This window comes from Enterobacter sp. Sphag1F (assembly GCF_014193275.1).
GTDB lineage: Bacteria > Pseudomonadota > Gammaproteobacteria > Enterobacterales > Enterobacteriaceae > Pantoea > Pantoea symbiotica.
Genome location: NZ_JACHZD010000004.1, coordinates 520182 through 544116, shown reverse-complemented (window position 1 = coordinate 544116; position 23935 = coordinate 520182). Strand labels below are relative to the sequence as shown.

Sequence of the window (23935 nt, the reverse complement as noted above, 5' to 3'; positions counted from 1 at the left end):
TAGACTTCAGCGGTTTTTAAGTCTGAGAGCCATTATGTCTACCACGTTATTTAAAGAGTTCCAGTTCGAATCTGCCCACCGCTTACCTCACGTGCCGGAAGGCCACAAATGCGGGCGTTTGCACGGCCATTCGTTCCTGGTGCGATTAGAAATTACCGGCGAAGTGGATGCGCATACCGGTTGGGTAATGGATTTTGCCGAACTGAAGGCGAAGTTTAAGCCGCTGTATGAACGCCTCGATCATCACTATCTGAATGACATTCCGGGTTTAGAAAACCCTACCAGTGAAGTGCTGGCAAAATGGATTTGGGATCAGATGAAGCCGATTCTGCCGGAATTAAGCGCGGTGATGATTAAAGAGACCTGCACCGCCGGTTGTATCTACAAAGGTTAATTGTGTTTTCGGGCTGCGTTAGTGCAGCCTGACTTTCCTGCTATACGCTTCTTTACTTACCTTTCATCCCACTGTCATCTGTCGCCTCTACGTTGTTGTCTCCTTCATTAAAGATCAAGAGAATCAACAATGAACCTGGTAAAACGCCTTTCCCTGATTGCAGTTTTTGTTTCCGCCTCTGCCGCCGTTCAGGCGCAAAATATTCTCGATTTTCCACAACCGGATAAAGTGCCGGATGAGTTCTTTGCCGTAACCGAAATTCCAGCCGGCGGCATGATCAAATATGAAACCGACGCCAAAACCGGCTTTATTTTTGCAGACCGTTTTCAGTCAATGCCGGTTGCCTATCCTGCAAACTATGGCTCGCTGACGCAGTCGCTGGCGGGAGATGGTGATCCGCTGGATGTGATTTTCTATACTCGCGCGCCGCTACAACCGGGCACGTTGATCAAACTCCGTCCGATTGGCGTGCTGAAAATGATTGATGGCGGCGAAAAGGACGACAAAATCGTCGCCGTGCCAACCAGCAAAATCGACCCGACCTACGACGACATTAAAGAGATGAGCGACCTGCCGAAGATCGAGCAAGAGCGTTTGCAGGCATTCTTCCGCGTGTATAAGCAGTTGCCGGATGGTCGGAAGAAAGTGGAGCTGAATGGTTTTGAAGATGCGGCGAAAGCCAAAACTGAAATCAAACAGGCGTTTGATGCCTATAAAGCGAAGCAGTAAAGGTTGCGGTCGCCATGAATGGCGACCCTACATGTAGGGTGCGCATTTATGCGCACCAGGCCGAATTAGGCAATATTCAAATACTTATGCGTCTGCATCGAAAGCCGCCAGTTGCGGGCGATACAGGTTTCAATACAGAGTTTGGTGGCCGCATCACCACGACTGATGGGTTGCAGCGCCACAATGCGCTTTTTATCGTCGTGCAATCCCGCCAGCAATTCATCTAACGCTTCCACATCACGCTCACGCGCCACCGGATGCTTGATTTCATCTGCGCGCTGCAATGCCTGCGGCAATACGTCGTAGCCACCACGCATATTCACCTTGGGTGAAACCGTCACCCAGGTCGCGTCAGAACACTGCACGTCGTGCGTGCCGCTGGTTTCGATCTGGCAGGCAAATCCCGCCGCTTCTAATTGTTCCGTCAAAGGACGCAGATCAAAAATCGCCGGTTCGCCGCCGGTGATCACCACATGACGTGCGGTCCAGCCCTGACGTTGAATGGTCTCGATCAGCATTGCCGCATCGGCGCTGCCCCATGCATCGCTTTCCACGGTTTTAACCAGAATATCGCCGAGCGAGGTCTCCCGATCCGCCCGCTTTTCCCAGGTATGTTTGGTATCACACCAGCTACAGCCCACCGGACATCCTTGTAAGCGGATGAACAGCGCCGGAACACCGGTGTAAAAACCTTCGCCCTGCAGCGTCTGGAACATTTCGTTAATCGGGTAGAACATTTTTCACTCACGTCTAAAATTTGAGGCGCAGATTATGGCAGATCTTGCACGCCGTGTAACAGCTGCTTCGTGCCAAATAAAAGCAAAAGCCCCGCACAAGGCGGGGCTTTATTCAGACGATGCCGCCCGCAGGCAGCATACTCAGACGATTACGCCTGGCCTTTAACTTCTTTCAGACCGTTGAACGGTGCTTTGCTGCCCAGTGCTTCTTCGATACGAATCAGCTGGTTGTACTTAGCAACACGGTCAGAACGGCTCATAGAACCGGTTTTGATCTGGCCAGCTGCAGTACCTACCGCCAGGTCAGCGATGGTTGCATCTTCGGTTTCACCTGAACGGTGTGAAATCACCGCAGTGTAACCCGCATCTTTCGCCATCTTGATTGCAGCCAGAGTTTCGGTCAGTGAACCGATCTGGTTGAATTTGATCAGGATGGAGTTAGCGATGCCTTTATCGATACCTTCTTTCAGGATCTTGGTGTTGGTTACGAACAGGTCGTCACCTACCAGCTGGAGTTTGTCGCCCAGCACTTTAGTCTGGTATGCGAAACCAGCCCAGTCAGATTCGTCCAGACCATCTTCGATAGAAACGATTGGATACTGATTAGCCAGATCTTCCAGGAAATGCGTGAACTCTTCTGAAGTGAAGGCTTTGTTGCCTTCGCCAGCCAGCACATATTTGCCGTCTTTGTAGAATTCAGATGCTGCGCAGTCCATCGCCAGGGTGATGTCTTTGCCCAGCTCGTAGCCTGCTGCTTTTACCGCTTCAGCGATAACAGCCAGTGCTTCGGCGTTAGAGCCCAGGTCTGGCGCGTAGCCACCTTCGTCACCTACAGCAGTGCTCATGCCTTTAGACTTCAGCACTTTCGCCAGGTGATGGAACACTTCAGAACCCATACGAATCGCTTCTTTCAACGTTTTCGCGCCAACTGGCTGAATCATGAATTCCTGGATGTCGACGTTGTTGTCGGCGTGCTCACCACCGTTGATGATGTTCATCATTGGCAGCGGCATAGAGTATTTGCCTGGGGTGCCGTTCAGTTCAGCGATGTGTGCGTACAGCGGCAGGCCTTTAGAGGCAGCAGCAGCTTTAGCAGCAGCCAGTGAAACCGCCAGAATGGCGTTAGCACCGAAGTTAGATTTGTTCTCAGTACCGTCCAGCTCGATCATGATCTTATCGATGTTCGCCTGGTCTTTGGCATCTTTACCGGTTACCGCGTTAGCGATTGGACCGTTAACAGCCGCAACCGCTTTGGTTACGCCTTTGCCCAGGAAACGAGATTTGTCACCGTCACGCAGCTCCAGAGCTTCGCGAGAACCGGTTGATGCACCTGATGGCGCAGCAGCCAGACCAACGAAACCGCCTTCCAGATGCACTTCTGCTTCTACAGTTGGGTTGCCACGGGAGTCGATGATTTCGCGACCGATGACTTTTACGATTTTGGACATTCGATTTTCCTCAGTACAAGTTAGTCAATCCTAAGACAAACAGCGCGCGAAAAGTTCGCGCGCTGTTCGTGAAACTTACTTCGCTAAACGCTTCTGGTGTTCCTGCGCGGCTTTCACAAAGCCAGCGAACAGCGGATGACCATCGCGTGGGGTCGACGTGAATTCCGGGTGGAACTGACAGGCAACAAACCACGGATGGTTCGGGATCTCGATGATCTCAACCAGCTGATCGTCGCCAGAACGACCGGCAATATGTAGACCCGCCGCTTCAATCGGCTTCAACAACATATTGTTTACTTCGTAACGATGACGGTGGCGCTCGGTAATGATTTCAGAACCGTACAACTGACGCACTTTGCTTTCCGGCGTCAACTGGCACTGCTGGCTGCCCAGACGCATGGTGCCGCCCAGATCGCTCTGCTCAGTACGCTGCTCAACGTTGCCCTCTTCGTCACGCCATTCGGTGATAAGCGCAACCACCGGATACTTACAGTCTGGCACAAATTCCGTAGAGTTCGCGCCTTCCATACCGGCAACGTTGCGGGCAAATTCCATCAGCGCAACCTGCATGCCCAGGCAAATACCCAGGTAAGGCACGTTGTTCTCACGGGCGTATTGCGCCGTCATCATTTTGCCTTCCACACCGCGGTAGCCGAAGCCGCCAGGGATCAGAATAGCATCCAGATCTTTCAATAATTCGACACCGCGCGTTTCAACATCCTGCGAGTCGATCAGTTTGATGTTCACGGTAACGCGATTTTTCAGGCCGCCGTGTTTTAACGCTTCAATCACTGACTTGTACGCATCCGGCAGTTCGACATATTTGCCGACCATACCGATGGTCACTTCGCCGCCCGGATTGGCTTCTTCGTAAATCACCTGTTCCCATTCGGCCAGGTTCGCTTCCGGCGCGTTCAGATTGAAACGCTTGCAGATGTAATCATCCAGACCTTGCGATTTCAGCATGCCTGGAATCTTGTAGATGGAATCCACATCTTTCAGGGAAATAACCGCTTTTTCTGGCACGTTACAGAACAGCGCGATTTTAGCGCGCTCATTCGCAGGCACAGCGCGGTCAGAACGGCAGATCAGCACGTCTGGCTGAATCCCGATCGACAGCAGCTCTTTCACTGAATGCTGGGTTGGCTTGGTTTTCACTTCGCCTGCGGCCGCCATATACGGCACCAGCGTCAGGTGCATATACATGGTGTGTTCACGACCGACATCGACCGCCATCTGGCGAATCGCTTCGAGGAACGGCAGAGATTCGATATCACCCACGGTACCGCCGATCTCGACCAGAACGACGTCATGACCTTCGCCGCCTTCAATGATGCGCTCTTTGATGGCGTTGGTGATGTGTGGGATAACCTGAATCGTGGCGCCCAGATAGTCACCGCGACGCTCTTTGCGCAGCACTTCTGAGTAGATACGACCGGTAGTAAAGTTGTTGCGGCGCGACATTTTAGTGCGGATGAAGCGCTCGTAGTGACCTAAATCCAGATCGGTTTCGGCCCCATCATCGGTAACAAATACTTCACCGTGCTGCGTTGGGCTCATGGTACCCGGATCGACGTTGATGTACGGATCGAGTTTCATGATGGTCACATTCAGACCACGTGCTTCAAGGATAGCTGCGAGGGAGGCTGCGGCAATGCCTTTGCCCAGAGAGGAAACGACCCCGCCGGTCACAAAAATATAATTCGTTGTCATGCTGAACCTGAGAGTTTAGGTTTAAAGACGGTGGAATAACCAAGACGGGAAAATAGTATACTTGAAGTCGTCTTAAGCCACAATTGATGAATCACACCATCATCCTCCACAGGTAAGCCGGTAACATAGCGGATAGCATGGTGTGAAATGTTGATGTACGTCACAAAGTCGCCGCAAGGCTGAATCGAGTAAGCTCAAGCGGCGATTTTATGCGCAGCGCTGGAATAATCGCCAGATTTTCTTACTGCTTGTTCTCCAACACTTTCACCTGCAGCCAGGCCTCTTCCATTTGATCCAGGGTGGCATCGCTCATCGCTAAACCTTGTGAGGCGATAATGCCCTCAACCTGACGGAAACGGCGCTCAAACTTATCGTTGGCTTTCTGCAACGCGACTTCCGCTTTGCTGCCTAAATGGCGCGATAAATTGACGGTCGCGAACAGCAAATCACCGATCTCCTCTTCCAGCTTGTCTTTATCTACCACCGCTTGCTGCGCTTCGTGCATCACTTCGTCGATCTCTTCATGCACTTTATCCAGCACCGGACCGAGATTATTCCAGTCGAAGCCCACCGTGCTGCAACGCTTCTGAATTTTGTGCGCGCGCATCAATGCCGGCAGCGCTTTGGGGATGTCATCTAACGCGGAGTGCTGCGATTTTTCCGCGCGCTCGCTGTGTTTGATCGCTTCCCAGTTTTTCAGCACTTCTTCGCTGGTTTCGGCCTGAACATCACCAAAAATGTGTGGATGACGGCGCTCAAGTTTGTCGCTGATGGCGTTGCAGACGTCGTCAAAATTGAAGCGATGCTGCTCATCGGCCATCTGTGCGTAGAACACGACCTGAAACAGCAGATCGCCAAGTTCACCGCGCAGATCGGCAAAATCTTCGCGCTGAATGGCATCGATCACTTCGTAGGTTTCTTCCAGCGTGTAGGGCGCGATCGAGGCAAAGGTTTGCTGACGATCCCACGGGCAGCCGCGCTCCGGGTCGCGCAAGGTTTGCATGATGGTGAGCAGGCGGTTTAAGGGCGTCATGAGAGGATCCTTTGGGAAAATTTAGGGAGAGCTGCGCCGATGTCACATACGGCAGCGTCTCCTTCCCCCGCGAGCGGGGGAAGGTCGGGATGGGGGACAAACGGCTCTAAATCAGTGCAAACGGCGCGCGTCGATAATGTCCGGCACCTGATTAAGGCGTGCCAGCACGCGGCCAAGCACTTGCTGGTTATAGATCTCAATATCCATATCAATGGTCGCCAGCTGTTTTTTGGTGTCGCTGCGGCTGGAGACGCCGAGCACGTTGACCTTTTCGTTAGCCAGAATGGTGGTGATATCGCGCAGCAGGCCGCTACGATCGTTGGCAGTGACGCGCACCACCAGCGAGTAACCGCTGGAGTAATCCTCGCCCCACACCGCATCAACGATACGTTCCGGTGCATGCGAAATCAGCTCGGTTAGCTGGTCACAGTCGGCACGGTGAATCGAGATGCCGCGTCCCTGGGTGATAAAGCCCACGATATCGTCGCCAGGAATCGGCTGGCAGCAGCGGGCGATGTGGTGCAGCAGATTGCCTACGCCTTCCACCACCACGCGACCGCTCTCTTTACGCGCCGACGGTGCATGTGACTTTTGCGTCAGCAGGCGCAGCGCCTCGCGATCTTCCTCTTCGGCGCTCGGCTTGTTGAGCTTGCCTTGCAGGAAATTGACCATCTGATTGAGGCGAATATCGCCGCCGCCAATCATCGCCAGCAGCTCATCCTGCGAACTGACGTTATAGCGCGGCAGCAGCAGTTTCTCCGCTTCGCGCATGCTGATATCCATCTGATTCAGCTCGTTTTCGAGGATCTGACGGCCAGCAATAATATTTTTGTCACGATCCTGCTTACGGAACCAGGCGTGAATTTTCGAGCGCCCGCGGCTGGTGGTGATATAGCCGAGGTTCGGATTCAGCCAATCGCGGCTTGGATTCGGCTGCTTCTGGGTGATCACTTCAATCTGATCGCCCATCTGCAACTGATAGGTAAACGGCACGATGCGCCCGCTGATTTTGGCGCCAATGCAGCGGTGGCCGATATCGCTGTGAATGTGATAGGCGAAGTCGAGCGGCGTTGAACCCGCCGGCAGATCGACCACGTCGCCTTTCGGGGTAAACACATACACGCGATCGTCAAACACCTGGCTGCGCACCTCTTCCAGCATCTCGCCGGAATCGGCCATCTCTTCCTGCCAGGTAATCAGCTTACGCAGCCAGGCGATGCGTCCTTCATGTCCTGCCGCGCCGCGCGCATTGCTGGAGGTTGGGCCTTCTTTGTACTTCCAGTGTGCGGCGACGCCCAGCTCGGCGTCTTCGTGCATCTGGCGCGTACGAATCTGGATTTCCACCGTTTTGCCCTGCGGCCCCAGCACCACGGTATGAATCGATTGATAGCCGTTGGGCTTGGGATTGGCAACGTAGTCGTCAAACTCACTCGGCAGATGGCGAAACAGTGTATGTACCGTTCCGAGCGCGCCGTAGCAATCCTGCAGACGTTCAGCCACGATGCGCACCGCACGTACGTCAAACAGCTCATCGAACGCTAACGACTTCTTCTGCATCTTGCGCCAGATGCTGTAGATGTGTTTTGGACGGCCATACACTTCGGCACGCACGCCCTCTTTCTGCATCTCGGCGCGCAGGTTGGCGACGAAGCTTTCGATGTAGCCTTCGCGATCGATACGGCGTTCGTGCAGTAGCTTAGCAATACGTTTGTATTCATCGGGATGCAGATAGCGGAAGCAGTAATCTTCCAGCTCCCATTTGAGCTGACCGATACCAAGACGGTTGGCCAGCGGCGCGTAAATATTGGTGCTCTCTTTCGCCGCAAGCACGCGCTCATCTTCTGGCGCGTCTTTCATTTCACGCAGATGGGCGATACGTTCCGCCAGCTTGATGACCACGCAGCGGAAATCTTCCACCATCGCCAGCAGCATGCGGCGCACGTTATCCACTTGCTCAGAAGCCATCGAATCGTTGTGAATCGCTTTCAGCTGACGAATGGCATCCATGTCGCGCACGCCATGCACCAACATCACAATCTCTTTGCCAAAGGCTTTTTCGAGATCTTCTTCGCTCACCACATCGGCGTTGGCGAGCGGGAACAGCAGCGCCGCGCGCAGGCTGTCGATGTCCATGCTGAGCATGGTGAGAATTTCCACCATCTCAATACCGCGCCACAGCAGCAGAGCTTGATCAGGATGGTTGTGCGTTTCGGCTTCACAGTAGCGCCACGCATCCGCCAGTCGCTGACAGGATTGCGGATTGTTGATACTTAAACTGGCGATCCACTGGTCAAGGGCAAATTCGCCCGCCGTATTTAAATGCGCACTTCTAACCGCAACCATATCCTCTCCTGCCACAGCGATGTGGACATCGCTTATGCTTTGCTAAACAGCACCATGGATTCGAGATGACTGGTATGAGGGAACATATCCAGCATCGCGACCCTTTCCAAATGGTAGCCCGCTGACAGCAATGTCTGACTGTCACGCGCCAGCGTTGTAGGGTTACAGGAAACATAGACCACACGTTCTGGCGCAAGTTTAACCACATGCGTCATCACGCCCGCGGCCCCAGCACGCGCTGGATCCAGTAACACCTTGTTAAATCCCTGCGTCGCCCACGGCTGACGCGATACATCTTCCTCCAGGTTATGCTGGAAGAAGCGAACATTCTCAAGATTATTCTGGGCTGCATTATACGCTGCCTGCTGCACTAATGCTGCAACGCCCTCCACACCTACAGCATTTTGTACGAACTTTCCTAGAGGCAAAGTAAAGTTTCCCATGCCACAGAACAAATCCAGCACACGATCCTCTGGCTGCAAATCCAGCCATTCGATGGCTTTGGCCACCATCTGCTGATTCACAGCATCGTTGACCTGAATAAAATTCTGCGGGCTAAAGGTTAGCGGCAAATTCAACGAGTGATAAAAAGGTTCACGCGCATTCAGCGCCTGCAAACTTTCACTGCCATCAGCCAGATAGAGCGACAGTTGCTGCTCATGCGAAAAACGTTCCAGTTTTGCGCGGTCGCCTGCAGAGAGTGCATCAAGATGACGCAGCACCATCAGCGGGCCATTGTCCGCCAGCACCAACTCAACGTGGCCCAGCCGTTTAACCGCCTGTAAATCGCTGAGACACTGGTGCAACGGTTGCAGTAACGCTTCAAGTTCGGGCACCAAAACCGGGCATTGCTTCAGCTCAACCAGATCGTTGCTGGCGGCCTGGCGGAAACCCATTTGCAGACGCTGCTGTTTTGGCTGCCACTGCAACCCTAAACGCGCCCGACGACGATAGCCCCACTCGCTGCCGCTGATGATCTCATCGACCTTCACCGGCAGCGGCGCTTCTCGGCTTAGCATGCGACTTAAGGCGCGCGCTTTACTCTCCTGCTGCAAAGCAACCGAAGCATGCTGCTGCTGGCAGCCGCCGCACACGCCGAAATGGACGCAGCGCGGTTTTTCACGCTGTGGGCTAGGATTGAGGATCTTGTTGGCTTTGGCGCGCGCGTATTTGCTTTTATCCTCGAACACCGTCACTTCCGCCTGTTCACCGGGCAGCGCGCCGCTGACAAACATCGCCTTGCCTTTATGGCGCGCAACACCTTGTCCAAAAGGATCGAGGTCTTCAATGGTGACGGATATGCGAGCCTTAGTCGTCACACGCTGTTTTGCGGAGTAAAATTGCGCCATAGTATTGTGAAATCTCTACTTTAATTGGGTGTGCAGCCATTAACCGCGCTCGCACAGGGAAAAATGCCAGGAATCGCCAGGCCACAATTATGACCAAATACAGCCTGCGGGCGCGAATGATGATTTTGATACTGGCGCCAACGCTGATGATTGGCCTGCTGCTTAGTACCTTCTTTGTGGTGCACCGCTACAACGAATTACAGCATCAGGTGCACGACGCGGGGGCGAACATCATCGAACCGCTGGCGGTCTCCAGTGAATACGGCATGACGTGGCACAACCGCGATGCGATTCGCGAATTAGTCAGCCTTCTGCATCGCCGCCACTCCAATATTGTCCGTGCCATCACCATTTTCGACAACAACAATCACGTCTACGTCACCTCGAATAACAACCAAAACCTCTCGTTATTACAGAAAGAGGACATCTCAACGCTGGAAGATGGCGTCTCGGTGGAGCGGCAAGGCAATGTGATGATTTTGCGCACGCCAATCATCTCCGAACGCTATTCGGTGGATGAGCTGCCTGGCGAAGACGCCAAACCAGCCGGGAATCCGCTGGGTTATGTGGCGATTGAGCTGGATCTGCAATCGGTGCGGCTCGAGCAGTACAAAGAGGTGTTTGTTGCCACGCTACTGCTGCTGTTCTGCCTGTGCATCGCCATGCTGTTTGCCTATCGCCTGATGCGCGACGTCACCGGCCCGATTCGCAACATGGTCACCACCGTGGACCGCATTCGCCGCGGCCAGCTGGACAGTCGCGTGGATGGCTACATGCTGGGCGAGCTGAGCATTCTGAAAAACGGTATCAACGCCATGGCGATGTCGCTCACCGCCTATCACGAAGAGATGCAGCAGAACATTGATCAGGCGACTTACGATCTACGCGAAACGCTGGAGCAGTTGGAGATTCAGAACGTGGAGCTGGATCTGGCGAAGAAGCGCGCGCAGGAAGCGGCACGTATCAAATCGGAGTTTCTCGCCAACATGTCGCACGAGCTGCGAACGCCGCTGAACGGCGTAATTGGCTTTACTCGCCAGATGCTAAAAACCGGGCTGAGCACCAACCAGCGCGACTACATGAGCACCATCGAGCGTTCGGCGAATAACCTGCTGAGCATCATTAACGACGTGCTTGATTTCTCGAAGCTGGAAGCGGGCAAGCTGGTGCTGGAGTCGATCCCGTTCCCGCTGCGCGCCACGCTGGATGAAACGCTGGTGCTGCTGGCGCCATCTGCCCATGACAAAGGGCTGGAAATTACCGTCTGCCTGGAAAAACAGGTGCCGGACAACGTAATTGGCGATCCGCTGCGCCTGCAGCAGATCATGATCAACCTGATTGGCAACGCGATTAAATTCACCGAGCACGGACATATCGATCTGCGCGTCGAGCTACGCAGCATCAGCAACACGCGTGCTGAGCTGGAGATTCAGGTGCATGACACCGGCATCGGTATCTCTGAACAGCAGCAGTCGCAGCTGTTCCAGGCGTTTCGCCAGGCCGATGCCAGTATTTCACGTCGTCATGGCGGCACCGGTTTAGGGTTGGTGATCACGCAGAAACTGGTGAGCGAAATGGGCGGCGAAATTGCCTTCCACAGCCGTCAGAATCAGGGCTCGACCTTCTGGGTGCATATTCATCTCGATCTCAATCCGAATGCCCCAGCCATTCCGCGCATGCTGGATGATTTGCGTGCCACGCCGCTGGCGTATATCGAGCCACATCCAGCGGTGGCGAAAGCGGTGCAGGAGATGCTAAGCATCACACCGTTGCAGGTGCAGCACTTCTCCAGCCTGGAAGAGATGCCCGATACGCACTTTCCGCTGCTGCTGATGGGCTTGCCGGTAACCGAACCGCATCCTGCGACGCTGTCGGATGCGTTTATTACTCGTCTGCATGCGCGTGCCGATTCGGTGCTGCTAGCGCTGCCGAGTGAAATGATGCTGTTTGCCGACGACTTGCGGGCGCGCGGCATTGCCGGTTGTATCGCCAAACCGGTTTCGTTAACGCGCTTGCTGCCAATGCTGCTCGACTTACATGACTGGCAAAGCGATGCGCTGCCGCGTGGCGCACGTCAGCCATTGACGGTAATGGCGGTAGATGACAATCCCGCCAATCTGAAACTGATTGGCGCGCTGCTGGAGGAGCAGGTGCAGCACATCATTCTTTGTGATAACGCCGAGCAGGCGATTCGCCAGGCGCGCCTACACAAGCTGGACGTGATTCTGATGGACATTCAGATGCCAGATATCGATGGCATCCGCGCCAGCGAAATCATCCGCAGCCTGCCGCTGCACGCCACCACACCGATTGTCGCCGTAACCGCGCATGCGTTGGATGGTGAACGTGCGCAGCTTATCAATGCTGGCATGAATGACTATCTGGCAAAGCCGATTGACGAGGACAAACTGAGCCAACTGCTGCAACGCTACGCGCCGAACCGGGTCACGCCGCAGCCGCAACCGCAACCGCCTGAAGTTGCGCCGTCACTGGATTGGACGCTAGCGCTGCGTCAGGCCGCCAATAAACCTGATTTAGCCCGCGATCTGCTGCAAATGCTGCTCGATTTCCTGCCAGAAGTGGAAGAGCGCGTTGAGAGTGCGATGGCGAGTAATGATGTGGTGGGATTGCGCGAGATTATTCACAAGCTGCACGGCAGCGCCAGCTACAGCGGCGTGCCGCGCCTGAAACAGCTGTGTCAGCAGTTGGAGAAGAGTTTGCATCAGGAGAGCGATATCGACGCGCTTGAGCCGGAGCTGCTGGAGTTAAGCGATGAGATGGCGAACGTGGCGCGAGAGGCGAGAAAATTGTTGGCGTTAGGTTAGTGCGGTGATGGACCAGGTCGGCATAAATGCCGACCCTACAACGGCTATGCGTGCGCATTTGTAGGGTCGCCATTCATGGCGACCTGGCTTACAGCTCTCTCCCCAGCTTAATCACCGCCGCGACATTACGCGCCGTCAGGCGCACGTTCTGCGCCGCGTTGGCCAGCGCGTCATCCAACGTGCAGATGCTAAACAGCACGCTGAACACCGCATCCAGCCCGTGTTGATGCACCACGCCGACATCCGCGGTTAAACTTCCGGCAATGCCAATCACCGGCTTATTAAACTGCTTCGCGACCTTTGCCACGCCAATCGGCACCTTGCCATTAATGCTCTGGCTATCAATGCGCCCTTCGCCGGTAATCACCAGATCGGCATCTTTCACCTGCTCAGCCAGGCCCAGGGCTTCAGTAACAATTTCAATGCCGCTGCGCAACTCGGCCTGACAAAACGCATGCAGCGCCGCGCCCATGCCGCCCGCCGCGCCGCCGCCATCAATGCGTAAAACATCAATATCCAGATCGCGATGAATCAGAGTAGCGTAATGTTCCAGTGCTTTGTCCAGCTGCTGCACCAGCTGCGGCGTTGCGCCTTTTTGCGGACCAAAGATCGCCGACGCGCCCTTTTCACCGGTAAGCGGATTGCTGACATCACAGGCCACTTCAAAGCGGCACTCTTTAATACGCGCATCCAGCTGTGCGATATCAATGTGCGCCAGCTGCGGCAATGCACCGCCGCCATAGGCAATTTCCTTGCCGTGCTCATCCAGCAGCTGCGCGCCCAGAGCCTGCATCATGCCGGAACCACCATCATTGGTGGCGCTGCCGCCAATGCCGATGATGATGTGATCGACACCACGATCGAGCGCATCTTTGATCAGCTCGCCGGTGCCAAACGAGGTGGTAATCAGCGGATCGCGCTGTGCGGCGGGTACTAACTCTAGCCCGCTGGCCGCCGCCATTTCGATAAACGCGGTACGCTCATCGCCTGACAAACCGTAGAACGCTTCAACTGGCTTGCCGAGCGGTCCAGTAACCGTCAGCCGGACAATGTTTCCCTGCGTTGCCGCCACCATCGCTTCAACCGTGCCTTCGCCACCGTCGGCAACCGGTATTTTCACGTAGTCAGCTTCAGGAAAGATCTCGCGGAATCCCGCTTCAATCGCCGAAGCCACTTCCAGGGCGGATAAACTCTCTTTATATGAATCCGGTGCGATGACAATTTTCATAGGCAATCCAGCGCGGTTGATGACGGACATCCGTCCTGCGAAGGCAGCGAGCCGTCCGGCATCCGCAGACGCCGGACGATTGCACTACCGGGTGATCTCAACTTTCGCTAATTTTTCATAATAGCAGGCCAGCGCGCTATGGTCGGAAGTGCCCTGTCCGTCGACCTTGAGCGCTTGCATCATCTCCATTACTGCAGCGGTCAGCGGCAGATGCGCGCCAATCTCGTGCGAGGTATCCAGCGCATTAGCCAGATCTTTGATGTGCAGATCGATACGGAAGCCCGGCTTGAAGTTACGATCCAGCACCATCGGCGCTTTGGCATCCAGCACGGTGCTGCCCGCCAGGCCACCACGAATCGCCTGATAAACCAGCTCAGGATTAACGCCCGCTTTGGTCGCCAGCGACAGCGCTTCTGACATCGCCGCGATGTTGAGCGCCACGATTACCTGATTCGCCAGCTTGGTGACGTTACCCGCACCAATGTCGCCGGTGTGCACCACCGAACCCGCCATCGCTTTCATGATGTCGAAGCACTGATCGAACACTGCTTTATCACCGCCGACCATCACCGACAGCGTGCCTTCAATCGCTTTCGGCTCGCCGCCGCTGACCGGCGCATCGAGCATTTTGATGCCTTTCGCCGCCAGCGCATCATGCACTTCACGGCTGGCCAATGGCGCAATGGAACTCATGTCGATCACGATCAGGCCAGGCTTCGCGCCTTCGATGATGCCGTTAGCGCCGAGGCACACCTCTTTAACCTGCGGCGAGTTCGGAACCATGGTGATCAACACATCTACCTGTTCTGCTACCTCTTTTGGCGTCTTCGCCACGGTGGCGCCTAGCTCCACCAGCTCTGCTTCGTTGCCGACATTATGGTCGCGCACCACCAGCGAATAACCGGCTTTCACCAGGTTTTTACTCATCGGTTTGCCCATGATGCCGAGGCCGATAAATCCAATTTTCATTGCCTTTCCTCTCAGTCAGTTATTTTTTAAATTTGTCACACAGCGCCTGCGTGGCGTTACGGAACACGCCCAGATCGCTGCCTACCGCCACAAAGCTGGCGCCCCACTCCAGATAGCGGCGCGCATCGGCTTCCACCGGCGCCAGAATCCCGCTCGGTTTCCCCGCCGCTTTGGCGCGTTCGAATACGTGTTTAATCACTTTCAATACTTCGGGATGCGCAGGCTGGCCGAGATAGCCGAGCGCTGCCGAGAGATCGCCCGGCCCAACGAAGATGCCATCGACACCATCGACTGCGGCAATAGCATCGATATTGTCCACCGCCTGTTGCGTTTCGATCTGCACCAGCACAGTGATGTTATCGTTGATGGTGCTGTTGTAGTCCGGCAGCGTGCCGTACATGTTGCTGCGGTGCGAAACCGAGACACCGCGAATGCCAGCCGGTGGATAGCGAGTAGACGCCACCGCGCGAATCGCCTCTTCCTCGGTTTCCACAAACGGCACCAGGAAGTTGTAGAAGCCAATATCCAGTAAGCGCTTGATGATGATCGGTTCGTTGCACGGCGGACGCACCACTGGCGCGCTGTGGCTGCCCTTCAGCGCCATCAGCTGCGGCACAAAGGTGGTGATGTCATTTGGCGCGTGTTCGCCATCCAATACCAGCCAGTCAAAGCCCGCCAGGCCCAGCACTTCGGTGGTTAATGGATTAGCCAGCGCGCACCAGCTGCCAATCAGGGTTTCTCCTGCCAGCAAACGGCGACGAAAAGGGTTCGGCCAGGCATTGCTCATTGTCTTCACTCCTGTCGGTTACAGCAGGCTCCCGCGCGGGGAGCCGGAAAAGTTAGCGCACCAGGCACGGACGCTTGTTATCAAAGGTCCAGTTCGGTACGAGGAACTGCATGGCTTGCGCATCATCGCGCGCGCCCAAACCGTGTTTCTGATACAGCGCGTTGGCCTGCATCACCTGATCCATATCCAGCTCGACGCCAAGGCCCGGTTTTTGCGGCACCTGCACCATGCCGCCTTTAATCTGGAACGGCTCTTTGGTCAGGCGCTGATTGCCTTCCTGCCAAATCCAGTGGGTATCGATGGCAGTAATCGCGCCCGGTGCGGCGGCGGCAACGTGGGTGAACATCGCCAGCGAGATGTCGAAGTGGTTGTTAGAGTGCGAGCCCCACGTCAGGCCGAAGTCGTGGCACATCTGCGCCACGCGCACCGAACCCTGCATCGTCCAGAAGTGCGGATCGGCCAGCGGGATATCGACCGATTGCAGCGACAGCGTGTGGCCCATCTGACGCCAGTCGGTGGCGATCATGTTGGTGGCGGTCGGCATGCCGGTGGCGCGGCGGAACTCCGCCATCACTTCACGACCGGAATAGCCTTGCTCAGCACCGCACGGATCTTCCGCATAGGCCAGCACGCCTTTCAGTTGCTTACCGAGCAGAATCGCCTCGTTCAGCGACCATGCGCCGTTAGGATCGAGCGTCACGCGCGCCTGCGGGAAGCGCTTCGCCAGCGCCGTTACCGCTTCGGCCTCTTCGCCGCCGCGCAGCACGCCGCCTTTCAGTTTGAAATCGTTAAAGCCATATTTTTCATACGCCGCTTCCGCCAGGCGCACCACCGTATCCGGCGTCAGCGCTTCTTCGTGGCGCAGACGATACCAATCGCATTTGTCATTTTCCTGGCTCTGATACGGCAGCGAGGTTTTCTTGCGGTCGCCGACATAGAACAGATAGCCGAGCATTTCCACACGATCGCGCTGCTGACCATCGCCGAGCAGCGAGGCAACGTTCACGCCCAGGTGCTGCCCAAGCAGATCGAGCAACGCCGCTTCGATGCCGGTCACCACGTGAATGGTGGTACGCAAATCAAAGGTTTGGTTGCCGCGCCCGCTGGAATCGCGATCGGCAAAGGTGCTGCGCACCAGATTGAGGATGTTTTTGTATTCGCCAACGGTTTTCTGCACCACCAGCGCCGCCGCATCTTCCAGCGTCTGACGAATCTTTTCGCCGCCCGGAATCTCACCCACGCCGGTATGTCCGGCATTGTCTTTAATGATGACGATATTGCGGGTGAAGAACGGTGAATGTGCGCCGCTCAGGTTGAGCAACATGCTGTCGTAACCGGCCACCGGAATGACCTGCAGCGATGTAATTTTCGGTGTCTGACTCATTTCCTGCTCCTTAGACTTAGCCGCGACCAAATGCTGGACGCTTGCGGTCGAATGACCAATTGGGAACCAGATACTGCATAGCGGTGGCGTCATTACGTGCGCCCGCTGGCAGCGATTTGTACAAAGCGTTGGCATGATGCAGACGATCCCAATCCAGCTCGATGCCGAGGCCCGGCTTATCCGGCACGGCGATTTTGCCGTTACGGATCTGCAGTGGCTCTTTGGTCAGGCGCTGATCGCCCTCCTGCCAAATCCAGTGCGTATCAATGGCGGTGGGTTTACCCGGCGCAGCCGCGCCAACGTGGGTGAACATCGCCAGCGAAATATCGAAGTGGTTATTGGAGTGACAGCCCCAGGTTAATCCCCAGTCGTCGCACAGCTGCGCCACGCGCACCGCGCCGCTCAGCGTCCAGAAGTGCGGATCGGCCAGCGGAATATCGACGGAATTGAGCATCACCGCGTGGTTCATTTCGCGCCAGTTGGTGGCAATCATGTTGGTGGCGACCGGCAAGCCCGTCGCGCGGCGGAATTCGGCCATCACTTCGCGGCCAGAAAAACCCTGCTCGGCACCGCACGGATCTTCGGCGTAGGTAAGCACATCGCCCATGCCTTTACACAAGCGAATGGCTTCGTCGAGCGTCCAGGCACCGTTGGGATCGACAGTGATGCGCGCATCGGGAAAGCGTTTTTTCAGCGCCTCCGCCGATTCAATTTCCTGCTCGCCCGGCAGCACGCCGCCTTTGAGTTTGAAATCTTTGAAGCCGTATTTGTCCTGCGCCGCTTCCGCCAGCCGCACCACGGATTCCGGCGTCAGCGCCTCCTGATGGCGCAAGTGATACCAATCGTGGCTGGCATTTTCGCCGGTCAGATAGGGCAAATCGGTTTTGCGACGATCGCCGAGATAAAACAGATAACCCAGCACCGTGACTTCATCGCGCTGCTGGCCCGGACCGAGTAGTTCCGCCACCGGCACGCCGAGGCATTGGCCGAGCAGATCGAGCAGCGCGGCTTCCAGCGCGGCCACCGCATTGACGCGCAGCTCGAAGGTCCACGCGCCTTTGCCGAAGGTATCGAAATCCGCCGACTGATTGCCTTTGTGCACCTGCTGCACCAGACGATTCATGCGCGCAACCTGCTGGCCTTTCACCTGAGGAATCGCCTCAACCAGCGTTTGGTAGAGGGTTTCACCGCCCGGCGCTTCACCGACGCCGGTATGTCCGGCGCTGTCAGTGAGCACCACGATATTGCGGGTGAAGCAGGCGCTGTGCGCGCCACCGATGTTGAGCAGCATGCTGTCGTACCCGGCAACCGGAATCACCTGCATTTCGGTGATGACCGGCGTGCTTTGCGTAGTCATAGTCCGTCCTTATGGCCTGGTTTTCAGTTCGACGCGTTTGATATCGCCGGCAATCACCAGGAAGCTAAATGCGGCGACAAAGGCATGGATACCGACATAAACCAGCGCGCCTTCGAAGGAACCGCTGGTGGCGATGATGTAACCGATAGCGATTGGCGTCACGATGCCGGAGAAGTTACCGAACATATTGAACAGACCGCCGCTCAAGCCGCTGATCTCTTTCGGTGCGGTATCTGCCATCACCGCCCATCCCAGCGCACCAATGCCTTTACCGAAGAACGCCAGCGCCATGAAGAACACCACCACCCATTCAGTATCGGTGTAGTTACACATCACCATTGAAATGGAGAGCAGCATGCCGAGCACAATCGGCGTTTTACGCGCGATATTCAGCGAACCGGTTTTGCGCATCAGGTAATCAGAAATCACCCCGCCCAAGACGCCGCCAAGGAAGCCGCATACCGCCGGAATCGAGGCAATAAAGCCCGCCTTCAGAATCGACATGCCGCGCGCCTGCACCAGATACACCGGGAACCAGGTGATAAAGAAGTAGGTTAAGGCGTTGACGCAGTATTGCCCGAGATAGATGCCCAGCATCATGCGGGAAGTCAGCAGCTGTTTGATCTGGAACCACTTCTCGCTCCAGCTCACTTTGCGGTCGTCCTTTTTGACGTCCATGTTAATCAGCGCGCCGCCCTGCTCCATGTACTCCAGTTCGGCTTTGTTAACGCCTGGATGATCGGTGGGATCGTGGATCACTTTCAGCCAGATGAAGCTGAGGATGATGCCCAATCCGCCCATGAACCAGAACACGTGCGCCCAGCCCACTTCGGATACCAGCCAACCCATGATCGGCGCAAAGATCACCGTGGCGAAGTATTGCGCCGAGTTGAAGATTGCTACTGCGGTGCCGCGCTCCTGCGCCGGGAACCAGGCCGCAACGATGCGGCTGTTGCCGGGGAAGGATGGCGCCTCAGCCAGGCCGACCAGGAAACGCAGCAGGAACAGCGAAATGATAATGCCAAAGCCGCTGAACAGATCGACGAAGCCCTGCAGCAAGGTGAACAGCGACCAGAGGAAGATGCTCCAGAAGTAGACGCGTTTTGAGCCGAAGCGGTCGAGCAGCCAGCCACCCGGAATCTGCCCAATAACGTACGCCCACGAGAAGGCGGAGAAGATGTAGCCCAGGCCGACCGAATCAAGGCCGATATCTTTGGACATCGCCGAACCGGCAATCGAAATGGTTGCGCGGTCACCGTAGTTGAACGAGGTGACGATAAATAACATCACCACAATCCAGTAACGGGCATTGGTGCGCTTCTGCACCGCTTCCGCTGTCTGGCTGAAACTATTCATGATGCACTCCTGAAATATAGCGAACGCTACATCCACTCTGACTGCATACACATCGCGTTGGGTATCAGAATGATGTTGGGTTAAACACGGCGATTTTTATATTTGGCAATACGATGATGCGTCGTGACGAATAACCTAACGTTGAAGAACGAGAATCAGTATAGGAACAGCCTGGAGGCGAAACACTGGAAGAACGCATGAGGATGAAGGGCGAATGAGAATGATTTTATGGCATCTGCACATAACGCTGCGGCGTGGCTCACGGAACGCTTTTTTCCACCGCGATTTTGCCTAGTAAACGTACAGGCCAATAGCAGTTTGTGAGTCCCTTCACTTGCGTTTGGATAAACGAACCAAAATCCTCTGATAAATCTCCTTAAAGCCAGTCAGTTGCACAATGCATACGGCAAATACCCCTGCATATACTGAGGCTGGCAAAAAACGATGACGTGATGGACGTATTTTAAACCGCGCTGCTAAGTACAGTGCGACGAACTGGAAGGTGAGCAATGAACCGTCCTCTGACAGAAAAACCGCTCTATATCAAAGTGCACGATGCCGATAACGTGGCGATCGTGGTCAACAATCAGGGATTGCCGTCCGGCACCCGTTTCGACGACGGACTGCAACTGACGGAGCATGTGCCGCAGGGACATAAAGTCGCGCTGAGTGACATTCCGCAAGCGGGCGCAATCCTGCGCTACGGTGAAGTGATTGGCTACGCGCTGCGTCCGATCCCACAAGGTAGCTGGATTGAAGAATCACTGGTGGCGCTGCCCGAAGCGCCACCGCTCAACAGTTTGCCGCTGGCAAACAATGTGCCGCCCGCGCTGCCGCCGCTGGAAGGTTATACCTTCGAAGGCTATCGCAACGCGGATGGCAGCGTTGGCACGCGTAACCTGCTCGGTATCACCACCAGCGTTCACTGCGTGGCAGGCGTGGTGGATTATGTGGTGCAAATCATTGAGCGTGATTTGCTGCCGCGCTATCCCAATGTCGATGGCGTGGTGGCGCTGAATCATCTGTATGGCTGCGGCGTGGCAATCAATGCGCCCGCCGCCGTGGTGCCGATTCGCACCATTCATAACCTGGCACTGAATCCCAATTTCGGTGGCGAAGTGATGATCGTCAGCCTCGGCTGCGAGAAATTACAGCCGGAACGATTGCTGACCGGCACACCGGACGTGCAGGCGATTTCGCTGGATGACAACGACATTGTGCGGTTGCAGGATGAGCGGTTGGTCGGCTTTGGCGCGATGGTGAATGAAATTCTACAGGTCGCCGAACGACATCTGAAAAAACTTAATCAGCGCCAGCGCGAAACCTGTCCAGCATCAGAGCTGGTGATCGGCACACAATGCGGCGGCAGCGATGCTTTCTCCGGCGTAACGGCGAACCCCGCCGTGGGATTTGCTTCCGACTTACTGGTGCGCTGCGGTGCAACGGTGATGTTCTCGGAAGTGACTGAAGTGCGAGATGCTATTCATCTGCTGACGCCGCGCGTGGTGGATGAAACGGTCGGCAAACGGCTGCTGGAAGAGATGGCGTGGTATGACGATTATCTCAGCCAGGGCCAAACCGATCGCAGCGCCAATCCCTCGCCGGGTAACAAAAAAGGCGGGCTGGCGAATGTGGTGGAGAAAGCGCTGGGTTCGATTGCGAAGTCAGGTCGCAGCCCAATTGTTGAAGTGTTATCGCCAGGCCAGCGCCCTACCAAACGCGGGCTAATTTATGCAGCAACACCAGCCAGCGATTTCGTGTGTGGCACGCAGCAGATGGCATCGGGCATTACCTTGCAGGTGTTCACCACCGGGCGCGGCACGCCTTACGGTTTAGCCGCCATTCCGGTGATTAAGATGGCAACGCGCAATGCGCTGGCCGAACGCTGGCATGATTTGATGGATATTAATGCCGGAACTATTGCAACGGGCGAAGAGAGTATTGAACAGGTCGGTTGGCGACTGTTTGAGTTGATTCTGGATATTGCCAGCGGGCGCAAACAGACGTGGTCGGATCGTTGGGGGATTCGTAATCAGCTGGCGGTATTTAATCCGGCGCCGGTGACGTGATGACCAGGTTGGCATGAATGCCAACCCTACAACGCTTCTGGAGGGTCGCCATTCATGGCGACCTCACCCATTACAGCAACTTACCCCAGCTCTCAACCCAAGGTGACGTCACTGATTCTGGCTCCGGATCTTCCGTCGCATCCACCAGCAGCACCTCGCCGATGCGCTGTGCGCTCTGCTCCTGCAAGGTGGCATCGAAGGTTTTACCGGCACCGCAGAAATTGTCATAGCTGCTATCACCCAAGCCAATCACGCCGTAACGCAATTCGGGTTGATAACCCAGCTCATCGCGCACCTTAACATACAGGCGGGCAATGTTATCCGGGAAGTCGCCTTGGCCGGTAGTTGAGGTGACAATCAGCACCACCTCTTTGCTGTATGCCTGCCAATCCGCCATCGACGGATCTTCAAACACCTTCACCTCGTGGCCCTGCTCTTCCAGCACCGTCTGTGCTTCTTCAGCCACCAGCAGCGCATTGCCGTAAACCGTACCTGTAAAAATGCCAATCTTTGCCATCTTGCCGCTCCTTTATTCTGTTGGCTTATCCTGGACTGCATCAATGGCAAACTCAACCCTGGGAACATCAGGGATCTGATCCTGCCAGCCAAATTGCTCAAGCATCTGCTGCCAGACACGATCCAACCCGGCGCGAATCACTAAGGGCTCGCCGGTGACGGGATGAGTAAAGCTGAGCGCGCTGGCGTGCAGCATCAGGCGATTTAGGCCAAAGTGTGCCGCCGCACCACGATTCTGGCGCAAATCTCCGTGCGCGCTGTCGCCAATAATCGGATGACGCAGATGCACCATGTGGCGGCGCAGTTGATGTTTACGGCCGGTGTGCGGAGCCATCTCCACCAGCGTATAGCGCGCGGTGTTATAACGGCTGATAGCGACCGGCATCTCAACGTGTGCCAGCGCCTGGTAATCCGTTACTGCCGGTTGGGCAACAGGCTCCTGAGTAGCGAATTTGTCAGCAATCTTATCCAGCTCTTCCACCAGCGGATAATCCAGCGTCGCGCCGCCTTCCAGCCAACCGCGCAGCACCGCATGATAGGTTTTCTGCATCTGATGCTGTTCAAACTGCTGCGCCAGTAAATGGGCGACTTCACTCGATAACGCCATCAGCAACACGCCAGAGGTTGGGCGGTCGAGTCGGTGCACGGTGAAGACATGCTGACCAATCTGGTCGCGCACCGTTTGCATCACCACCACTTTTTCGTTGCGATCGAGCCAGCTGCGATGCACCAGCCAACCGGCTGGCTTATTCACGGCGACCAGCCACTCATCTTGATAAAGGATTTCGAGCATCAGGCGGAAGGTTCCTGGAACAGCGCATCAAACTTATTGAGCGTCAGCAATAATGCCGTATAGCCCGCCGTGTCGGCTGGCAATGCAACTTCATAATAAGGTGTGATAGCGAAATTCTGCGGTAACGGCGCGCCACTTTCGAGCAGCGCATAAAAGCGCGGCATCAATACCCATTGCAGCCATTGCAGCGGCTCCATGGTATCGAGACAGAAAGGTTCGGTACTGGTGAAGGCGCTCGCCTCGGGGGATTGTGACTGCCAATGGCCGTGTTCGCGCATCACCGCTTCGACCTGCTGCAGGCGCTGAAAAATCATTTGCGACGACATGCGCCACCTCCAGAGAAAAATTGGGCGGCAAGCATACCATCAGTCACGCCCGGCGCAAAAATGGCATAAAAAAAGGGAGCACTGTGATTACAGTGCTCCCGGTTTTCGTTTGCAGCATTCCAGCTACTGCTGTGCTCCCTGCTCATCCATGACAACTTTTCCTGCGCTTTCCGTCGCTTGTCATCATGACATTGGTCCTTAGCATCCTGGCCCGCCACATTCCGCGTGGCTCTCATTCTCCGTCCTGGAGGTGTCCCTGACTCAATCCTGAGTGTCCTGCTTCGTCCTGAAGCCTTCCTTGTGCCGTAAACTCCGTTACGTTCCTGCCTCTTGGCTGACATTCTCCTGAACGTCTCTTAATCCCCAGCATCCTGCCAGTGGTGACTATTCTCCCAGAAATCATCGCAATAACAAGCCAGTAAGAAGCGTTAATGGATTAAGCCCTGTCTTAATTTTCAGAATGATGCCATAAGTTCATGATTCACAATATTTTTACATTTACGGCTTCCAGAAGTCTGCACGATGATCTAGCGATCTCTCACACGAGACGTGAGAGATCTCTCACAAAGCGTAGCCTGA

The 23935-nt window shown here is 55.6% G+C and carries 19 protein-coding genes; 4 read left to right on the top strand and 15 right to left on the bottom strand.

Going from position 1 to position 23935, the window contains the following annotated elements:
* The first annotated feature begins 31 nt into the window (after positions 1–31).
* Together queD and FHW71_RS15885 are read left to right on the top strand one after the other, a co-directional pair.
* A complete protein-coding gene (queD, locus tag FHW71_RS15890; RefSeq protein WP_155726973.1) occupies positions 32–394 on the top strand; it encodes a 6-carboxytetrahydropterin synthase QueD in 363 nt (120 codons plus the stop codon).
* A gap of 129 nt (positions 395–523) precedes the next feature.
* Positions 524–1123 carry an inorganic diphosphatase gene (locus FHW71_RS15885; RefSeq protein ID WP_008104567.1) on the top strand — a complete coding sequence of 200 codons (600 nt, stop codon included), beginning with the start codon at positions 524–526 and terminating at the stop codon, positions 1121–1123.
* Between the two features lie 65 nt (positions 1124–1188).
* Here the strand turns inward: FHW71_RS15885 and queE are convergent, their stop codons facing one another.
* The 6 genes from queE to rlmD form a co-directional block, all read right to left on the bottom strand.
* Positions 1189–1860 (bottom strand): 7-carboxy-7-deazaguanine synthase QueE, encoded by a 672-nt coding sequence (gene queE, locus FHW71_RS15880; RefSeq protein WP_061719923.1) that lies wholly within the window; start codon positions 1858–1860, stop codon positions 1189–1191.
* Between the two features lie 149 nt (positions 1861–2009).
* Positions 2010–3308 (bottom strand): phosphopyruvate hydratase, encoded by a 1299-nt coding sequence (gene eno / locus FHW71_RS15875; protein WP_179452263.1) that lies wholly within the window; start codon positions 3306–3308, stop codon positions 2010–2012.
* Positions 3309–3383: 75 nt separating this feature from the next.
* Positions 3384–5021, bottom strand: a complete 1638-nt coding sequence (gene pyrG, locus FHW71_RS15870; protein ID WP_007891723.1) for a glutamine hydrolyzing CTP synthase — start codon at positions 5019–5021, stop codon at positions 3384–3386.
* A gap of 241 nt (positions 5022–5262) precedes the next feature.
* Positions 5263–6054: a nucleoside triphosphate pyrophosphohydrolase gene (gene mazG, locus FHW71_RS15865; RefSeq protein ID WP_179452262.1), complete on the bottom strand. Its 792-nt coding sequence runs from the start codon at positions 6052–6054 to the stop codon at positions 5263–5265.
* A gap of 111 nt (positions 6055–6165) precedes the next feature.
* Positions 6166–8397, bottom strand: coding sequence for a GTP diphosphokinase (relA, locus tag FHW71_RS15860; protein WP_008104575.1), 2232 nt, complete (start codon positions 8395–8397; stop codon positions 6166–6168).
* Positions 8398–8429: 32 nt separating this feature from the next.
* Complete coding sequence (rlmD, locus tag FHW71_RS15855; RefSeq protein ID WP_179452261.1) at positions 8430–9746, bottom strand: 23S rRNA (uracil(1939)-C(5))-methyltransferase RlmD; 1317 nt, start codon at positions 9744–9746, stop codon at positions 8430–8432.
* 89 nt (positions 9747–9835) lie between these two features.
* Here rlmD and barA point away from each other — a divergent pair, with 89 nt between their 5' ends.
* On the top strand, positions 9836–12571 hold the full coding sequence (barA, locus tag FHW71_RS15850) for a two-component sensor histidine kinase BarA (RefSeq protein WP_179452260.1): 2736 nt from the start codon (positions 9836–9838) through the stop codon (positions 12569–12571).
* Between the two features lie 88 nt (positions 12572–12659).
* Here barA and FHW71_RS15845 read toward each other — a convergent pair whose 3' ends face one another.
* The 6 genes from FHW71_RS15845 to FHW71_RS15820 form a co-directional block, all read right to left on the bottom strand.
* Positions 12660–13799, bottom strand: a complete 1140-nt coding sequence (locus FHW71_RS15845; protein ID WP_179452259.1) for a glycerate kinase — start codon at positions 13797–13799, stop codon at positions 12660–12662.
* Positions 13800–13883: 84 nt separating this feature from the next.
* On the bottom strand, positions 13884–14768 hold the full coding sequence (gene garR / locus FHW71_RS15840) for a 2-hydroxy-3-oxopropionate reductase (RefSeq protein ID WP_179452258.1): 885 nt from the start codon (positions 14766–14768) through the stop codon (positions 13884–13886).
* 19 nt (positions 14769–14787) lie between these two features.
* Positions 14788–15555 carry a 2-dehydro-3-deoxyglucarate aldolase gene (garL, locus tag FHW71_RS15835; RefSeq protein ID WP_061719917.1) on the bottom strand — a complete coding sequence of 256 codons (768 nt, stop codon included), beginning with the start codon at positions 15553–15555 and terminating at the stop codon, positions 14788–14790.
* A 52-nt stretch (positions 15556–15607) separates the two neighbouring features.
* On the bottom strand, positions 15608–16939 hold the full coding sequence (gene gudD, locus FHW71_RS15830; RefSeq protein ID WP_008101394.1) for a glucarate dehydratase: 1332 nt from the start codon (positions 16937–16939) through the stop codon (positions 15608–15610).
* Between the two features lie 16 nt (positions 16940–16955).
* The gene (locus tag FHW71_RS15825; RefSeq protein WP_179452257.1) at positions 16956–18296 is read right to left on the bottom strand and encodes an enolase C-terminal domain-like protein; all 1341 of its coding nucleotides are present in this window, start codon (positions 18294–18296) and stop codon (positions 16956–16958) included.
* A gap of 9 nt (positions 18297–18305) precedes the next feature.
* Positions 18306–19652: an MFS transporter gene (locus tag FHW71_RS15820; RefSeq protein ID WP_179452256.1), complete on the bottom strand. Its 1347-nt coding sequence runs from the start codon at positions 19650–19652 to the stop codon at positions 18306–18308.
* Positions 19653–20161: 509 nt separating this feature from the next.
* On the opposite strand from FHW71_RS15820, the gene garD reads away from it, so the two are divergent.
* Positions 20162–21721: a galactarate dehydratase gene (gene garD / locus FHW71_RS15815; protein ID WP_179452255.1), complete on the top strand. Its 1560-nt coding sequence runs from the start codon at positions 20162–20164 to the stop codon at positions 21719–21721.
* A 70-nt stretch (positions 21722–21791) separates the two neighbouring features.
* Here the strand turns inward: garD and FHW71_RS15810 are convergent, their stop codons facing one another.
* The 3 genes from FHW71_RS15810 to FHW71_RS15800 are packed head-to-tail and all read right to left on the bottom strand — an operon-like array spanning position 21792 to position 23356.
* Positions 21792–22238, bottom strand: coding sequence for a flavodoxin (locus FHW71_RS15810; RefSeq protein ID WP_008101384.1), 447 nt, complete (start codon positions 22236–22238; stop codon positions 21792–21794).
* A 12-nt stretch (positions 22239–22250) separates the two neighbouring features.
* A complete protein-coding gene (gene truC, locus FHW71_RS15805; RefSeq protein ID WP_154155416.1) occupies positions 22251–23030 on the bottom strand; it encodes a tRNA pseudouridine(65) synthase TruC in 780 nt (259 codons plus the stop codon).
* Positions 23030–23356, bottom strand: a complete 327-nt coding sequence (locus FHW71_RS15800; protein ID WP_179452254.1) for a YqcC family protein — start codon at positions 23354–23356, stop codon at positions 23030–23032. Before FHW71_RS15800 ends, truC begins: the two co-directional genes overlap by 1 nt.
* Positions 23357–23935 lie beyond the last annotated feature (579 nt).

Bases quoted from the DNA above. Each gene is read 5' to 3' on its own strand.
- FHW71_RS15885 (WP_008104567.1), top strand. From the start codon at position 524: ATGAACCTGGTAAAACGCCTTTCCCTGATTGCAGTTTTTGTTTCCGCC.
- queE (WP_061719923.1), bottom strand. From the start codon at position 1,860: ATGTTCTACCCGATTAACGAAATGTTCCAGACGCTGCAGGGCGAAGGT.
- eno (WP_179452263.1), bottom strand. From the start codon at position 3,308: ATGTCCAAAATCGTAAAAGTCATCGGTCGCGAAATCATCGACTCCCGT.
- pyrG (WP_007891723.1), bottom strand. From the start codon at position 5,021: ATGACAACGAATTATATTTTTGTGACCGGCGGGGTCGTTTCCTCTCTG.
- mazG (WP_179452262.1), bottom strand. From the start codon at position 6,054: ATGACGCCCTTAAACCGCCTGCTCACCATCATGCAAACCTTGCGCGAC.
- relA (WP_008104575.1), bottom strand. From the start codon at position 8,397: ATGGTTGCGGTTAGAAGTGCGCATTTAAATACGGCGGGCGAATTTGCC.
- rlmD (WP_179452261.1), bottom strand. From the start codon at position 9,746: ATGGCGCAATTTTACTCCGCAAAACAGCGTGTGACGACTAAGGCTCGC.
- barA (WP_179452260.1), top strand. From the start codon at position 9,836: ATGACCAAATACAGCCTGCGGGCGCGAATGATGATTTTGATACTGGCG.
- FHW71_RS15845 (WP_179452259.1), bottom strand. From the start codon at position 13,799: ATGAAAATTGTCATCGCACCGGATTCATATAAAGAGAGTTTATCCGCC.
- garR (WP_179452258.1), bottom strand. From the start codon at position 14,768: ATGAAAATTGGATTTATCGGCCTCGGCATCATGGGCAAACCGATGAGT.
- garL (WP_061719917.1), bottom strand. From the start codon at position 15,555: ATGAGCAATGCCTGGCCGAACCCTTTTCGTCGCCGTTTGCTGGCAGGA.
- gudD (WP_008101394.1), bottom strand. From the start codon at position 16,939: ATGAGTCAGACACCGAAAATTACATCGCTGCAGGTCATTCCGGTGGCC.
- FHW71_RS15825 (WP_179452257.1), bottom strand. From the start codon at position 18,296: ATGACTACGCAAAGCACGCCGGTCATCACCGAAATGCAGGTGATTCCG.
- FHW71_RS15820 (WP_179452256.1), bottom strand. From the start codon at position 19,652: ATGAATAGTTTCAGCCAGACAGCGGAAGCGGTGCAGAAGCGCACCAAT.
- garD (WP_179452255.1), top strand. From the start codon at position 20,162: ATGAACCGTCCTCTGACAGAAAAACCGCTCTATATCAAAGTGCACGAT.
- FHW71_RS15810 (WP_008101384.1), bottom strand. From the start codon at position 22,238: ATGGCAAAGATTGGCATTTTTACAGGTACGGTTTACGGCAATGCGCTG.
- truC (WP_154155416.1), bottom strand. From the start codon at position 23,030: ATGCTCGAAATCCTTTATCAAGATGAGTGGCTGGTCGCCGTGAATAAG.
- FHW71_RS15800 (WP_179452254.1), bottom strand. From the start codon at position 23,356: ATGTCGTCGCAAATGATTTTTCAGCGCCTGCAGCAGGTCGAAGCGGTG.